General features: G+C 70.5%; 11 protein-coding genes. All 11 read left to right on the plus strand.

What is annotated here, in order from left to right; genetic code table 11:
• Positions 1-9 precede the first annotated feature (9 nt).
• The 11 genes from hisI (at position 10) to pyk (ending at position 14,859) form a co-directional block, all read left to right on the plus strand.
• The gene (gene hisI / locus DEJ05_RS04690) at positions 10-408 is read left to right on the plus strand and encodes a phosphoribosyl-AMP cyclohydrolase (protein ID WP_110864563.1); all 399 of its coding nucleotides are present in this window, start codon (positions 10-12) and stop codon (positions 406-408) included.
• A complete protein-coding gene (locus DEJ05_RS04695; RefSeq protein WP_111109872.1) occupies positions 405-1,949 on the plus strand; it encodes an anthranilate synthase component I in 1,545 nt (514 codons plus the stop codon). Before hisI ends, DEJ05_RS04695 begins: the two co-directional genes overlap by 4 nt.
• Positions 1,946-2,644: a Trp biosynthesis-associated membrane protein gene (locus DEJ05_RS04700; RefSeq protein WP_111109873.1), complete on the plus strand. Its 699-nt coding sequence runs from the start codon at positions 1,946-1,948 to the stop codon at positions 2,642-2,644. The genes DEJ05_RS04695 and DEJ05_RS04700 overlap by 4 nt, the downstream gene beginning before the upstream one ends.
• Positions 2,641-2,880, plus strand: a complete 240-nt coding sequence (locus tag DEJ05_RS04705; protein WP_017887200.1) for an HGxxPAAW family protein — start codon at positions 2,641-2,643, stop codon at positions 2,878-2,880. Before DEJ05_RS04700 ends, DEJ05_RS04705 begins: the two co-directional genes overlap by 4 nt.
• A 19-nt stretch (positions 2,881-2,899) precedes the next feature.
• Positions 2,900-3,685, plus strand: a complete 786-nt coding sequence (gene trpC, locus DEJ05_RS04710; RefSeq protein WP_111109915.1) for an indole-3-glycerol phosphate synthase TrpC — start codon at positions 2,900-2,902, stop codon at positions 3,683-3,685.
• A 100-nt stretch (positions 3,686-3,785) separates the two neighbouring features.
• Positions 3,786-5,000 (plus strand): tryptophan synthase subunit beta, encoded by a 1,215-nt coding sequence (gene trpB, locus DEJ05_RS04715; protein ID WP_071244754.1) that lies wholly within the window; start codon positions 3,786-3,788, stop codon positions 4,998-5,000.
• Positions 4,997-5,791: a tryptophan synthase subunit alpha gene (trpA, locus tag DEJ05_RS04720; protein WP_111109874.1), complete on the plus strand. Its 795-nt coding sequence runs from the start codon at positions 4,997-4,999 to the stop codon at positions 5,789-5,791. The genes trpB and trpA overlap by 4 nt, the downstream gene beginning before the upstream one ends.
• A gap of 96 nt (positions 5,792-5,887) precedes the next feature.
• Entirely contained in the window at positions 5,888-6,874 is a 987-nt protein-coding gene (lgt, locus tag DEJ05_RS04725) for a prolipoprotein diacylglyceryl transferase (RefSeq protein ID WP_071244753.1), read from the plus strand.
• Positions 6,875-7,100: 226 nt separating this feature from the next.
• Complete coding sequence (gltB, locus tag DEJ05_RS04730; RefSeq protein ID WP_375334829.1) at positions 7,101-11,705, plus strand: glutamate synthase large subunit; 4,605 nt, start codon at positions 7,101-7,103, stop codon at positions 11,703-11,705.
• A gap of 53 nt (positions 11,706-11,758) precedes the next feature.
• A complete protein-coding gene (locus tag DEJ05_RS04735; RefSeq protein ID WP_111023053.1) occupies positions 11,759-13,216 on the plus strand; it encodes a glutamate synthase subunit beta in 1,458 nt (485 codons plus the stop codon).
• 197 nt (positions 13,217-13,413) lie between these two features.
• Positions 13,414-14,859 (plus strand): pyruvate kinase, encoded by a 1,446-nt coding sequence (gene pyk / locus DEJ05_RS04740; RefSeq protein ID WP_017887208.1) that lies wholly within the window; start codon positions 13,414-13,416, stop codon positions 14,857-14,859.
• Positions 14,860-14,891: the final 32 nt, after the last annotated feature.

Raw genomic sequence — 14,891 nt, forward strand, 5'->3', positions numbered from 1 at the left:
AGGAGCCTCATGACCGACAGCACCAGCACCGACACCGAGGCGGTCCTCGACCGCGCACACTTCGGTGCGGACGGCCTGCTCCCCGCCATCGTGCAGGAGGAATCGTCGAAGGACGTCCTCATGCTCGGCTACATGGACCGGGAAGCCCTCCGCCGCACCCTCACCGAAGGCCGTGTGACCTTCTGGTCGCGGTCGCGGAACGAGTACTGGCGGAAGGGCGACACGTCGGGACACGCCCAGTACGTCCGCGGTGCCGCGCTGGACTGCGACGACGACACGCTCCTCGTCACGGTGCAGCAGGTCGGGGCGGCGTGCCACACCGGTGCGCACCGGTGCTTCGACGTCGACCCGCTCGCGCCCGTGACCATGTCCGCCCCGGCGGACACGGCCGTGGAGCCGACCCGATGACCACCGCGACGATCTCCGAGACCCCGCACACGACCTCCCGACCGGAGTTCGACGGCCTGCTCGGCGACCACCGTGTCCTGCCGGTCGTCCGCGCGCTGTACGGCGACAGCGAGACGCCGGTCGGCGTCTACCGCAAGCTCGCCGACGGCCGCCCCGGGTCCTTCCTGCTCGAGTCCGCCGGCCAGGGCGGCCTGTGGTCGCGCTGGTCGTTCGTCGGCGTGCGGAGCTTCGGCGTCCTGACCCAGGACGGCGACCGCGCGGCCTGGATCGACACCGGCATCGACGCCGAGCGCGCCGTCGGGTCGCTCGACGGTGCCCCGCTCGAGGTCCTCGCACGGTTGCACGAGCGCTGGGCGACGCCCCGCGTGCCCGGCTCGCCGCCGCTCGTCGGCGGGACCGTCGGCTTCATCGGGTGGGAGGCCGTGCGCCAGCTCGAGCACCTGCCGAACGTGCCGCCGGCCGACTTCGACGTGCCCGGTCAGGCGCTGTCGTTCGTCTCCGAGCTCGCCGCGCTCGACCACCGCACCGGTCTCGTGCTGCTGGTCGCGAGCGTGCTGAACGACGGCACCGACGACGCGGACACCCTCTGGGCGGACGCGCAGCAGCGACTCGACCGCATGCAGGGCGACCTGGTGCAGCCGAGCATCGCGACCGTGGCCGAGGCCTTCGAGATCGCCGAGCCGACCCCCACCCACCGCACGAGCCCGGCCGACTACATGGCGGCCGTCGAGCGCTCGAAGGGCTTCATCCGCGACGGTGACGTGTTCCAGGTCGTCATCTCGCAGCGGTTCGACCACGAGGTCACGGCGGACCCGCTCGACGTCTACCGGGTGCTCCGGACGCTGAACCCGAGTCCGTACATGTACTTCCTCGCCCTCGCGGACACCGCCGACGAGCGGTTCTGGATCGTCGGCGCATCGCCGGAGGCGCTGGTGAAGGTGCAGGGCGACCGCGCCATCACGCACCCGATCGCCGGGTCCCGCCCGCGCGGTGCGACCCCGGAAGCGGACGTCAACCTCGGCGAGGACCTGCTCGGCGACCCGAAGGAGCGCGCCGAGCACCTGATGCTCGTCGACCTCGCCCGCAACGACCTGCAGAAGGTGTGCGAGCCGGGCACCGTCAGCGTCACCGAGTTCATGACCGTCGAGCGGTTCAGCCACATCATGCACCTGGTGTCGAGCGTCGAGGGGCGGGTGCGCCCCGACGCCTCGGCGATCGACGTGTTCCGCGCGACGTTCCCGGCAGGCACGCTCTCGGGCGCGCCGAAGCCGCGTGCGCTCGAGATCATCGACGAGCTCGAACCGGCGAAGCGCGGTGCGTACGCCGGTGTCGTCGGCTACTTCGACTTCGCCGGTGACGCCGACCTGGCGATCGCGATCCGCACCGCCCTGATCAAGGACGGCGTGGCTCGCGTGCAGGCCGGGGCAGGACTCGTGGCGGACTCCGACCCGGAGACCGAGCACGTCGAGGCGGTCAACAAGGCCGCCGCCCCACTGCGTGCCGTCGCCACCGCCAACCGGATGCGCGAGGTCCGCTCGTGAAGCGTTCTCGTCCGATCGTCGTCGTCGCCGGGCTCCTGGTCGCCGGCGTCATCATGCTCGCCTGGACCCAGACCTGGTTCACCGTCCGCCTGCACGCGGGTGCCGCCGTCACCTCGACGGTCTCGGCCGACGGGGCGGCGGTCGTGCCGCAGTACACCGCGCTGGCGATCGCGAGCCTCGCGCTCTTCCTGGCGATGACCATCGCGGGACGGGCGCTGCGCATCGTGCTCGCCGCCGTCGAGATCCTGCTCGGCCTCGGCGTGGTCGTCAGCGGCATCACCGCCCTCGGCGACCCGATCGCCGCTGCACGCGGTGCCGTCGGCGAGGTCGCCGGGGTCAGTGACCTCGGTGCCGTCCGCGGTGTCGTGTCGAGCGTCTCCGTGAGCCCGTGGCCCGCCGTCGGGATCGCGGGTGGCGTGCTCGCCGTGCTGCTCGGCGTGGTCGTCATCGTCGTCCAGCGCGCCTGGCCCGGCCCGAGCCGGAAGTACGGTGCCGCCACCGCCGGAGCCGCCGCAGCAGCACGTGCAGAAGCACCCGTCCAGCGCGACGCGGTCGTCGACTGGGACGACCTGAGCGCGGGCGTGGACCCGACCACCGCCGACGGCGCGGGCGCGGGGGCGCCGAGTGACGACACGGTAGGATCGACAGGGCGTCGCTCGACCGACGACGCCGGAGCAGAACGAGGAGCACCGTGAGCAACACTGAGCCCGCAGAACTCGGCGAAGGCCACTCGCCGGCCGCCTGGACCGCCGTCGTGATCATGCTGATCGGATTCGCGGCAGGCACGCTGTTCTTCTGGTTCGACCAGCCGTGGGGCGTCTGGGCCTCCGCTGGCGTCGTCCTCATCGGCCTCATCGTCGGTGGCGTGATGAAGAAGGCCGGCTACGGCGTCGACGGTCCGAAGTTCGTCCCCAAGCACCACGGCGAGTAGGGGTCTCCCGATGCCGAACGTGCTCGAGTCCCTCGTCGCGGGCGCGCTCGAGGACGCCGCCGCCCGTCGTGTCGACCGTCCGTACTCGGACGTCGAACGCGACCTCGACCGGGTGGCGTCGCCGCTCGACGCCCTCGCGTTCCTCAGCCCGGGCGACCGGGTGAAGATCATCGCCGAGGTCAAGCGCGCCAGCCCGTCCCGCGGGTCGATGGCCGCGATCGCCGACCCAGCCGCCCTCGCCGCCGACTACGAGCGTGGCGGAGCCTCGACGATCAGCGTCCTGACCGAGGGCCGCAAGTTCCTCGGCAGCCTCGCCGACCTCGAGGCCGTGAAGGCCCGCGTCGGGGTGCCCGTGCTGCGCAAGGACTTCATCGCCGACCCGTACCAGGTGATCGAGGCCCGAGCGTCCGGTGCCGACGTCGTGCTGCTCATCGTGGCGGCGCTCGAGCAGGCCCGTCTTGTCGAGCTGCACACCCTGGCCGAAGAACTCGGCATGCGCGTGCTGGTCGAGGCGCACTCCGCTGACGAGGTCACGCGTGGCCTCGACGCCGGTGCCCGCATCCTCGGCGTCAACGCGCGGGACCTCACCGACTTCTCGCTCGACCGCGACCTGTTCGGGTCGCTCGCCGACCGCATCCCCGACGGGGTCGTGCGTGTCGCCGAGTCCGCGGTCTCCGGTCCGGCCGACGTCGCGCACTACCGTGCGGCGGGCGCCGACGTCGTGCTGGTCGGCGAAGCGCTCGTGACGGGCGACGACCCCGCCGCGACCCTGGCGTCCTTCGTCGACGCCGCCGACCGGGCCTGACCGGCTCCGCCCACGTATCGAGGCCGCCGACCGCGGCCGCACGTTCCACCCGTCCGACGCGGCCGACCGGCCGCGTCGGACTCGTCCCGGGAGACACATCGTGACCTCACTCCGCGACCTGCACGGCCCCTACTTCGGTGACTTCGGCGGACGCTTCGTCCCCGAGTCCCTCGTCCTCGCGCTCGACGAGCTCGAGGCCGCCTTCCGCCAGGCCTGGGCGGACCCGGCGTTCCGTGCGGAGCTCGACGAGCTGCAGCGCGACTACACCGGGCGCCCCTCGATCATCACCGAGGTGCCGCGCTTCGCGAAGCACGCCGGTGGCGCCCGGGTCATCCTGAAGCGCGAGGACCTGAACCACACCGGGTCCCACAAGATCAACAACGTCCTCGGCCAGGCACTCGTCGCCCGTCGGCTCGGCAAGACCCGCCTGATCGCGGAGACCGGTGCCGGCCAGCACGGCGTCGCCACGGCGACCGCCGCAGCCCTGTTCGGCATGGAGTGCGTCGTCTACATGGGCGCCGTGGACACCGAGCGACAGGCCCTCAACGTGGCCCGGATGCGCCTGCTCGGTGCCGAGGTGATCCCGGTCGAGACCGGTTCGCGCACCCTGAAGGACGCCATCAACGACGCCCTGCGCGACTGGGTCGCCAACGTCGAGTCGACGCACTACCTGCTCGGCACAGTCGCCGGTCCGCACCCGTTCCCCGAGATGGTGCGCGAGTTCCACAAGGTCATCGGCGAGGAAGCGCGCCAGCAGGTCCTCGACCGCGTCGGTCGTCTGCCGGACGCCGTCGCGGCGTGCGTCGGCGGCGGCTCGAACGCGATGGGCATCTTCGAGGCGTTCCTCGACGACGAGTCCGTCGCACTGCACGGCTTCGAGGCCGGGGGCGACGGCGTCGAGACCGGTCGGCACGCGGCGAGCATCACGCTCGGTCGCGAGGGCGTCCTGCAGGGCGCGAAGTCGTACCTGATGCAGGACGAGGACGGCCAGACGATCGAGAGCCACAGCATCTCCGCCGGACTCGACTACCCGAGCGTCGGACCGGAGCACGCGTACCTGGCGTCGATCGGCCGCGCGAAGTACCAGCCGATCACCGACACCGAGGCCATGGAGGCGTTCCGCCTGCTGAGCCAGACCGAGGGCATCATCCCGGCGATCGAGTCGTCCCACGCCCTCGCCGGTGCGATGAAGCTCGGCAAGGAGCTCGGCCCCGAGGGCGTCGTGCTCGTGAACCTGTCCGGCCGCGGTGACAAGGACGTCGCGTCCGCCAGTCGCTACTTCGGCATCCTCGACGAGAACGCGGTGCAGCTGTGACCACGAACAAGACCGTCGCCCAGACGATCGACGCCGCCAACGCCGAGCGCGCCGGAGCCGTCGTCGGCTACCTGCCCGCCGGGTACCCGAACCTGCAGACCAGCGTCGACGCTGCCATCGCCCTCGCCGAGAACGGGGTGGACGTCATCGAGTTCGGTCTGCCGTACTCCGACCCCGTGATGGACGGGCCCGTGATCCAGCGGGCAGCCGAGGAGAGCCTGGCGAACGGCTTCCGGGTCGCACAGGTCTTCGACGCCGTGCAGCAGATCACCGAACGGGCCGACGTGCCGGTCCTCGTCATGACCTACTGGAACCCGGTGCTGCGCTACGGCGTGGACCGCTTCGCCGACGACCTCGTCGCCGCCGGTGCAGCCGGCCTCATCACGCCCGACCTCATCCCCGACGAGGCCTCCGCGTGGACCGAGGCCTCCGAGCGGACCGGGCTCGACCGGGTCTTCCTCGCCGCACCGTCCTCGTCGGACGAGCGCATGCGCCAGGCGGTCGAGGCCAGCCGTGGGTTCGTGTACGCCGTCTCGACGATGGGTGTGACCGGTGCCCGGGTCGGCGTCGACGTCGCCGCACGCACGGTGGTGTCGCGTCTGCGCGACGCCGGGGTCGAGCGCACCTGCGTCGGTCTCGGGATCTCGACGGCCGAGCAGGTCGGCGAAGTGCTCGAGTACGCCGACGGCGCCATCGTCGGGTCCGCGTTCGTCCGTGCGCTGGCCGACCTCGGTGTGCAGGGCGTGGCGGACCGTGCCGCCGACCTCGCCACCGGCGCCCGCCGCCGCTAGTCCAGTTCCTGTCCGGCCCGCGAGCCGCGCTACAGTGAGCGAGGCCGACGTCACGTCGACCGCGCCCCGTCAGTTCCGAAAGGCGACAGCACCTCCATGCCCCTCCTGAGCATCCCGAGCCCGAGCACCGCCTGGCAGTACTTCGACCTGACCGCCTGGCTGCGCGACGCGTTCGGCTGGTCGCTGCCCCTCGACTTCCGCATCCACGCGTACGCGATCTGCATCCTGATCGGGATCGTCGCCGCGGTCGTCCTGGCGAACCGACGACTCAACGCCCGTGGCGTCGAGCGCTGGATCATCATCGACATCGCGATCTGGGCCGTGCCCGCCGGCATCATCGGCGGTCGTCTCTTCCACGTGTTCACCCACGTGTCCGACTACTTCGGCCCCGGCATCGACCCGCTGTCCTTCCTGTACATCTGGGAGGGCGGGCTCGCCATCTTCGGGGCGCTCATCCTCGGGTCGGTCGGTGCGTGGATCGGCTGCCGTCAGGTGGGCCTGCGGTTCACGTCGTTCATCGACGCGGTCGTGCCGGGCGTCCTGCTCGCACAGGCCTTCGGTCGCCTGGGCAACTACTTCAACCAGGAGCTCTTCGGCATGCCGACGAGCCTGCCCTGGGGCCTCGAGATCGACTCGAGCAACGCCGCGTTCCCGAAGGGCCTGCCCGAGGGCACGCTGTTCCACCCGACGTTCCTGTACGAGATCATCTGGAACGTCCTCGGTGTGGTCGTCATCCTCTTCCTGGCGCGCAAGTTCACGCTGCAGTGGGGCAAAGTCCTCGGCCTGTACCTGATCTGGTACGGCGCCGGGCGCTCGGTGCTCGAGTCCATCCGCGTCGACACGAGCGAGACCTTCTTCGGCGTCCGCACCAACGTGTGGGTGGCCCTCGCCGCGGTCGTGATCGGCATCCTGATCTTCGTGGTGCAGAGCCGTCGCCACACCGGCAAGGAGCCGAGCCCGTACCTGCCGGGTCGCGGGCCCCGTCCGACCTCCGTTGTAGACTCCGAGGACACCTTCTCGGAGCACGATGACGACGCAGCAGACGGCGTCACGAGCGACGAACCGGTCACGACCACTCGCTGATCCCGTGGTGGGAGCACCCGCTCCCGACGACCACCGGTCACGTGCAGCACACCAGCAGCAGCAGCAGCACCAGACGGTCCCCGCCACAAGCGGGGCCCAGCAACCTCGCCGGCCGGCAGGGCAACTCACTGACGGCGGGCACGGGCACCAGTCCCGCCCGCTCGGGCGGAACGCACCACCGGGCCACCGCTGTCCCTGTTCCACTTCCTCGTGAGGACGGTTCCCCATGGCGCTCCAGCCAACCCAGCCCTCGGCACCGACGAGCCTCGTGCCGCCGCACCGCCGCTTCTCCGCGATCCCGGACGCGACGGGCATGTACGACCCGGCGAACGAGAAGGACGCCTGCGGTCTCGCGATGGTCGCGACCCTGCGCGGCACGCCCGGGCACGACATCGTCGACGCGGCCCTCGGTGCGCTCCGGAACCTCGAGCACCGCGGTGCCGTGGGGTCCGACGCGGGCACCGGTGACGGCGCGGGCATCCTGTGCCAGGTGCCCGACGAGTTCCTGCGGGCCGTCGTGCCGTTCGAGCTGCCGGCAGCGGGGGAGTACGCCGTCGGCACCGCCTACCTGCCCCTGGACGACGACGCCCGCCACGCGGTGAAGGGCGCCGTCGAGCGACTCGCCCGCGAAGAGGGCCTCAAGGTCCTCGGGTGGCGCGAGGTCCCGGTGCGTCCGGAGGTCCTCGGCACGCTCGCCCGTGCCGCGATGCCGGCGTTCGAGCAGCTCTTCGTCGCCTCCATCCGGCACGACGTGCACGGTGCCTCGTGGAGCGGCATCGCGCTGGACCGCCAGGCCTTCCGGCTCCGCAAGCGTGCCGAGCACGACAACGACCTGTACTTCATGTCGCTGTCGAGCCGCACCATGGTCTACAAGGGCATGGTCACGACGCTCCAGCTGGAGCCGTTCTACCCGGACCTCAGCGACGAGCGCTTCGCCTCGAAGCTCGCGATCGTGCACTCGCGCTACTCCACGAACACGTTCCCGTCGTGGCCGCTCGCACAGCCGTTCCGGACGATCGCCCACAACGGCGAGATCAACACGGTGCGCGGCAACCGCAACTGGATGCGCGCCCGCCAGTCGCAGCTCGAGAGCGAACTGCTCGGCGACATGGCCCCGCTGCTGCCCATCGTGAGCCCGGGGGCGAGTGACTCGGCCTCGTTCGACGAGGTCCTCGAGCTGCTGACCCTGACCGGCCGGACCCTGCCGCACGCCGTGTCGATGATGGTGCCCGAGGCGTGGGAGAACCAGGTCGGGATGGACCCGGACCTCCGCGCATTCTACGAGTACCACTCGATGCTCATGGAGCCGTGGGACGGCCCCGCCGCGATCACCTTCACCGACGGCTCGCTCGTCGGCGCCACCCTCGACCGCAACGGCCTGCGCCCCGGACGCTTCCTGGTCACCGACGACGGCCTCATCGTGATGGGCTCCGAGACCGGGGTCATCGACGTGCCGGCCGCCAAGGTCGTGCGCAAGGGCCGTCTGCGTCCGGGCCGGATGTTCCTGGTGGACACCGAGGCCGGCCGCATCATCGAGGACGACGAGGTCAAGCGCGAGCTCGCCGCCTCCGGTCCGTGGGGCGACTGGCTCGAAGCCGGACGCATCAACCTCAACGACCTGCCGGAGCGCGAGCACATCGTGCACACCCCGGCGTCGGTCACCCGTCGTCAGCGCGCGTTCGGGTACACCGAGGAAGAAGTCCGCATCCTGCTGCGCCCGATGGCGGCAGCGGGTGCCGAACCCCTCGGGGCGATGGGATCGGACACCCCGATCGCCGTGCTGTCGGAGCGTCCGCGCCTGCTCTTCGACTACTTCACGCAGCAGTTCGCGCAGGTGACCAACCCGCCGCTCGACTCGATCCGCGAGCAGGTCATCACCTCGATGGGGATGGGACTCGGTCCGGAGCGCAACCTGCTCTCCGCCGGTCCCGAGCACGCGAAGCAGATCACGCTCGACTTCCCCGTGATCGACAACGACCAGCTCGCCAAGGTCCAGCACTTCGAGACCGAGTCAGGTCGCCACCTGACCGTCACGATCAAGGGCCTGTACCGCGTCGACGCCGGCAAGAAGGCGATGCAGAAGCGCATCGCCGCCGTGTGCGACGAGGTCGACGCCGCGATCGAGTCCGGCAAACAGTTCATCGTGCTGTCCGACCGCGACGGCAACTCCGAGCAGGCACCGGTGCCGAGCCTCCTGCTCCTCGCCGCGGTCCACCACCACCTGATCCGCACCGAGCAGCGCATGAAGGTCGGGCTGATCGTCGAGGCCGGCGACGTGCGCGAGGTCCACCACGTGGCGACCCTCATCGGGTACGGCGCCTCGGCGATCAACCCGTACCTGGCGATGGAGACCTGCGAGAACCTGGTCCGCGCCGGCATGATCCCCGGGATCACCCCGGAGCAGGCCGTCAAGAACGTCATCAAGGCGCTCGGCAAGGGCGTGCTGAAGATCATGTCGAAGATGGGCATCTCCACGGTGTCCAGCTACGCCGGTGCGCAGGCGTTCGAGGCCGTCGGGCTCAGCCAGGAGTTCGTCGACAAGTACTTCACGGGCACCTCGTCGATCCTGGGCGGCGTCGACATCGACGTCATCGCCAAGGAGAACGCCGAGCGGCACGCCCAGGCGTACCCGCAGGACGGCGCGGTGCTCTCGCACGAGCGACTGCAGATCGGTGGCGAGTACCAGTGGCGCCGTCAGGGCCCGCCGCACCTGTTCAACCCGGACACGGTGTTCCGCCTGCAGCACGCCACCCGTGCCCGCCGCTACGACATCTTCCGCGAGTACTCGAGCGCCGTGGACGACCAGTCCGAACAGCTCATGACGCTCCGCGGGCTGTTCCGGTTCAAGCAGGGCGCTCGGAAGCCCATCGCGCTCGACGAGGTCGAGTCGATCGAGTCGATCGTCAAGCGGTTCAACACCGGTGCGATGTCCTACGGGTCCATCTCGAAGGAGGCCCACGAGACGCTCGCCATCGCGATGAACCGACTCGGTGGCCGGTCGAACACGGGTGAGGGCGGCGAGGACGTCGACCGCCTGCTCGACCCCGAGCGCCGCAGCGCGATCAAGCAGGTCGCCTCCGGCCGGTTCGGCGTGACGAGCATGTACCTCACGCACGCCACCGACATCCAGCTCAAGATGGCGCAGGGCGCGAAGCCCGGCGAGGGCGGTCAGCTGCCCCCGGCCAAGGTCTACCCGTGGGTGGCCCGCACCCGGCACGCCACCGCGGGCGTCGGCCTCATCTCGCCGCCGCCGCACCACGACATCTACTCCATCGAGGACCTCAAGCAGCTGATCTTCGACGTCAAGCGCGCCAACCCGGCCGCCCGCGTCCACGTGAAGCTCGTGAGCCAGTCCGGCATCGGTGCGGTCGCGGCCGGCGTGACGAAGGCCCTGGCCGACGTCGTGCTCGTGTCCGGCCACGACGGCGGCACCGGCGCGAGCCCGCTCAACTCGCTCAAGCACGCCGGCACCCCTTGGGAGATCGGCCTGGCCGAGACCCAGCAGACGCTCATGCTGAACGGCATGCGCGACCGCGTCGTCGTGCAGGTGGACGGGCAGATGAAGACCGGACGCGACGTGGTCGTGGCCGCGTTGCTCGGGGCCGAGGAGTACGGCTTCGCGACCGCCCCGCTCGTGGTCGAGGGCTGCATCCTGATGCGCGTCTGCCACCTGGACACCTGCCCGGTCGGCGTCGCCACGCAGAACCCCGAGCTCCGCAAGCGGTTCTCCGGCAAGCCCGAGTTCGTCGTGAACTTCTTCGAGTTCATCGCACAAGAGGTCCGCGAGCTCCTCGCCGAGCTCGGCTTCCGCAGCCTCGACGAGGCCATCGGGCAGACCGACGCGCTCGACGTCGACCGTGCCGTCGAGCACTGGAAGGCGTCGGGCCTCGACCTCGCGCCGGTGCTCAAGGGACCGCACTTCGACGACGCCGAACCGCGCCGCCACCACCGCGAGCAGGACCACGAGCTGGACCAGCACTTCGACGTGCAGCTCATCCAGCAGACCGCGGACGTGCTCGACCACGGCGGTTCGATCGCGCTCGACCTGCCCATCCGCAACACCGAGCGCGCCGTCGGCACCATGCTCGGCCACCAGGTGACCCTGCGGCACGGCGAGCACGGCCTGCCGAACGGTTCGATCGACGTGACGCTGCGCGGTTCCGCCGGGCAGTCGCTCGGTGCGTTCCTGCCGGCGGGCATCACGCTGCGGCTCATCGGCGACAGCAACGACTACGTCGGCAAGGGGCTCTCCGGCGGCCAGATCGTCGTCCGTCCCGACGCCGGTTCGGGCTTCGACCCCGCCGAGAACGTCATCGCCGGCAACGTCATCGGGTACGGCGCCACCCAGGGCAGCATGTTCATCCGCGGCATCGTGGGCGAGCGCTTCCTGGTGCGGAACTCCGGTGCCACGGCCGTCGTCGAGGGCGTGGGCGACCACGCGCTCGAGTACATGACGGGCGGGCTCGCGCTCATCCTCGGCGAGACCGGCCGGAACCTCGGTGCCGGCATGTCCGGTGGAACGGCGTACGTCCGTGGGCTCCGCGAGGAGCACGTCAACACCGACGCCCTGGCGTCCGGCGAACTCCGGCTCGAGGCGCTCGACAGCGCCGACGTCGAGATCGTCACCGACCTGCTCACCCGGCACGCCGACGAGACGGGGTCGACGCTCGCGTCCGACCTGCTGGCGTCCGGAGACCTGAGCGACTTCGTCAAGGTGCTGCCGCGCGACTACGCGGCGGTGCTCGAGACGCGCAGACAAGCCGTCGACGAGGGGCTCGACCCCGACGGTGACATCGTTTGGAACAGGATCATGGAGGTGACCGGTGGCTGAGCGTCACGCACGTCCGGAACAGGCAGTGCCCGACACGACCTCGGAGGTGACCGGTGGCTGACCCCAAGGGATTCCTGAAGGTCCAGGAACGCGAACTCCCGCCCCGGCGACCCGTGCCCGTGCGGCTCATGGACTGGAAAGAGGTCTACGAGCAGCAGGAGTCCGGTGTCCTGAAGCGCCAAGCCGGCCGCTGCATGGACTGCGGCGTGCCGTTCTGCCACCAGGGCTGCCCGCTCGGCAACCTGATCCCGGAGTGGAACGACCTGACGTGGCGCGGTGAGGGCCGCCAGGCGATCGAGCGTCTGCACGAGACGAACAACTTCCCGGAGTTCACGGGTCGGCTCTGCCCGGCACCGTGCGAGTCGTCGTGCGTGCTCGGCATCAACCAGCCCCCGGTGACGATCAAGCAGGTCGAGGTCTCGATCATCGACCAGGCGTTCCAGAACGGCTGGGTCACCCCGCACCCGCCGGAGCGCCTGACGGGCAAGACCGTCGCCGTCGTGGGCTCCGGTCCCGCCGGACTCGCCGCCGCGCAGCAGCTCACGCGTGCCGGCCACACGGTCGCCGTCTACGAGCGGGACGACCGCATCGGCGGGCTGCTCCGCTACGGCATCCCGGACTTCAAGATGGAGAAGCGCCAGATCGACGCGCGCCTCGCCCAGATGCAGGCCGAGGGCACCCGGTTCCGTGCCGGGGTCGAGATCGGCAAGGACATCACCTGGGACGACCTGAAGTCGCGCTACGACGCGGTCGTCGTCGCCACCGGTGCAACGGTGCCGCGCGACCTGCCGATCCCGGGGCGCGACCTCGAGGGCGTGCACTTCGCCATGGACTACCTGGTCCAGCAGAACAAGGCGAACGCGGGCACGACGGTCGACAACCAGATCACGGCCGAGGGCAAGCACGTCGTCGTCATCGGCGGCGGCGACACCGGTGCGGACTGCATCGGCACCGCCCACCGCCAGGGTGCGTTGAGCGTGACGAACCTGGCGATCGGCAAGCAGCCGCCGCTCGAGCGTCCGTCCGACCAGCCGTGGCCGATGTTCCCGACCGTGTTCGAGATCACGAGCGCGCACGAAGAGGGCGGCGAGCGGCACTTCCTCGCCTCCACCGTCGAGTTCCTGTCGAACGACGCCGGCGAGGTCCGCGCACTGCGGGTCGCCGAGACCGAGTACCTCGACGGCCGACGGGTCCCGAAGGCGGGCAGCGAGCGGGAGATCCCGGCCGACCTCGTCCTCATCGCGATGGGCTTCACCGGCCCCGAGTCGGACACGATCGAGCCGCAGCTCGGTCTGCCGACCACGGTCTCCGGGGCGCTCGACCGCCGTGCCGACTACGCGACCAACGAAGCCGGCGTGTTCGTCGCCGGCGACGCGGGTCGCGGGCAGTCGCTCATCGTGTGGGCGATCGCCGAGGGCCGTGCCGCGGCCGCACAGGTCGACGAGTACCTCGAGGGCTCCACGATCCTGCCGGCACCGGTCAAGGCGACCGACCGGGCGATCTCCGTCTGATGTCGGACGATCACGGAATGTCGGACGCGCACCAGATGTCGGACCGCCGCCAGACGGCGGACCGTCTCCACCAGATGCTCACGCTCCCGTGAGCGTGAGGCCACCAGCACTCGGTAGGGTGCTGGTGGCCTCGCTTCGTTCCGCGCGGCCCCACAGCGCGGAAACCCAAGCTCCATCCACCACCACGAAGGAATCCATTGAGACGCGCAAAGATCGTTTCGACGCTCGGACCGGCAACGTCGGACTACGAGACCGTCAAGGAGATCATCGAAGCGGGCGTCGACGTCGCCCGCCTCAACCTCAGCCACGGTGACTACAGCGTCCACGAGGCCAACTACGTCAACGTCCGTCGTGCCGCCGAAGAACTCGGCAAGCCCGTCGCGATCCTCGTCGACCTGCAGGGTCCGAAGATCCGTCTGGCACGGTTCGCCGACGGCCCGCACGACCTGGCAGTCGGTGACATCTTCACCATCACGACCGAGGACGTCCCCGGCTCGAAGGAGATCTGCGGCACGACGTTCAAGGGCCTGCCGCAGGACGTCAAGCCCGGCGACCCGCTGCTCATCGACGACGGCCGTGTCCGCCTCCGTGTCCTCGACACCGACGGCGTGCGGGTCCGCACCGAGGTGGTCGTCCCCGGCACGGTGTCCAACAACAAGGGCATCAACCTGCCCGGTGTCGCCGTCAACGTCCCTGCGCTGAGCGAGAAGGACGAGGCCGACCTGCGCTGGGCGATCCGCCAGGGCGCCGACCTCATCGCGCTGTCGTTCGTGCGCAACGCGAGCGACGTCGTGCGTGCCCACGAGATCATGGACGAAGAGGGCAAGCGCCTGCCGGTCATCGCCAAGGTCGAGAAGCCCCAGGCCGTCGACGCGCTCGAGGAGATCATCGACGCCTTCGACAGCATCATGGTCGCCCGCGGTGACCTCGGCGTCGAGCTCCCGCTCGAGGCCGTCCCGATCGTGCAGAAGCGCGCCGTCGAGCTGTCCCGCCGCATGGCGAAGCCGGTCATCGTCGCGACGCAGATGCTCGAGTCGATGATCTCGTCGCCGATCCCCACCCGCGCCGAGACCTCCGACGTCGCGAACGCCGTCCTCGACGGTGCCGACGCGGTCATGCTGTCCGGTGAGACGAGCGTCGGTGAGTACCCGGTGCAGACCGTCCGCACCATGGCCCGCATCGTCGAGTCCACCGAGGACCACGGTCTCGAGCGCATCGCCCCGCTCGGCACCAAGCCGCGCACGCTCGGCGGTGCGATCACCCTCGCCGCCGTCGAGATCGCCGAGTTCACCGAGGCGTCGTACCTCTGCGTCTTCACCGAGTCCGGCGACTCGGCCCGCCGCATGTCGCGCCTGCGCCACGGTCTGCCGATCATCGCCTTCACCCCGAACGAGGCCACGCGCCGCCGGATGGCCCTCACCTGGGGTGTCCGTTCGTTCCTGGTGGAGCGGAAGACCCACACCGACGAGCTCTTCTCGCAGGTGGACGACGTCCTCCTCGAGAACGGCCTGGCCGCCCCCGGCGACCGCGTCATCGTGACGGCCGGGTCCCCTCCCGGCATCGAGGGCTCGACGAACGACCTGCGCGTGCACCGGGTGGGCGACGCCCACGCCGAGGCCGCCCCGGCCTACGTCCGGGACTGATCCGAGGGATCCGTCGCCACCAGGGCGCGGAC

The sequence above is a fragment of the Curtobacterium sp. MCLR17_045 genome (assembly GCF_003234405.1).
Classification (GTDB): Bacteria; Actinomycetota; Actinomycetes; order Actinomycetales; family Microbacteriaceae; genus Curtobacterium; species Curtobacterium flaccumfaciens.

What these genes read in the sequence shown, in the direction of transcription:
- hisI (WP_110864563.1), top strand. Translation starts at nt 10, where the DNA reads ATGACCGACAGCACCAGCACCGACACCGAGGCGGTCCTCGACCGCGCA.
- DEJ05_RS04695 (WP_111109872.1), top strand. Translation starts at nt 405, where the DNA reads ATGACCACCGCGACGATCTCCGAGACCCCGCACACGACCTCCCGACCG.
- lgt (WP_071244753.1), top strand. Translation starts at nt 5,888, where the DNA reads ATGCCCCTCCTGAGCATCCCGAGCCCGAGCACCGCCTGGCAGTACTTC.
- gltB (WP_375334829.1), top strand. Translation starts at nt 7,101, where the DNA reads ATGGCGCTCCAGCCAACCCAGCCCTCGGCACCGACGAGCCTCGTGCCG.